Source organism: Subtercola boreus, assembly GCF_003399635.1.
Taxonomy (GTDB): domain Bacteria; phylum Actinomycetota; class Actinomycetes; order Actinomycetales; family Microbacteriaceae; genus Subtercola; species Subtercola boreus_B.
Genome location: NZ_NBXB01000051.1, coordinates 1 through 579, shown reverse-complemented (window position 1 = coordinate 579; position 579 = coordinate 1). Strand labels below are relative to the sequence as shown.

General features: G+C 57.0%; 1 pseudogene. It reads right to left on the bottom strand.

The features are described from left to right. Positions 1–142 precede the first annotated feature (142 nt). Positions 143–244: pseudogene (locus B7R22_RS20005) on the bottom strand (recombinase family protein); the annotation flags it as partial. Positions 245–579: the final 335 nt, after the last annotated feature.

Here is a 579-nt window from a genome sequence, read left to right as displayed (position 1 = left end):
TCACCAAATCCCGCCTCACACTCGTACCCGACAACAGAAACGAGGTGACCGAACCAGCCCTCGCCCTCAGCGCCTAAACACTCAAACCGAAGGAACCACCACTACACCACCACCGGGGACTTGACCCGCTCGAGGCCGGCACGCGGCCCTTGTAGGCCCTTCGCCGCTTCGCGAGAGCTATGCCCTCCCGTTGCCGTTCACCGATTAAGGAGCGCTCAAACTCCGCAAAGGCCCCGTCACATGAAGCAAAAAAATGGACAGGGACCCTGCTCTTCCGAGGTAGGCGGTTTTACTACATGTTCATCAACAGATCAGCGCCTGCAGAATGATTCATTGCCGGAGTCGGAGTTGGTGAGCATGTCTTGAAAAGCTAAAGGTTTTCGAGGCACCCCACTCCCCCATAAAACGGCCTGGAAGATCCGCGAAATTCCGCGGTTGCCAGTTGTCTTGAAGGGTCTGTAACGTTTTCGGTGTTTCCAGCATTTTTGGTTAGTAGGTTTCTGCTGCCGGCCAGCGGTCGGCGAAGGTGATCGCGAACGCGTTCAGCGCGGGTTTCCACCGCACTGTCCAGCGTGTCCT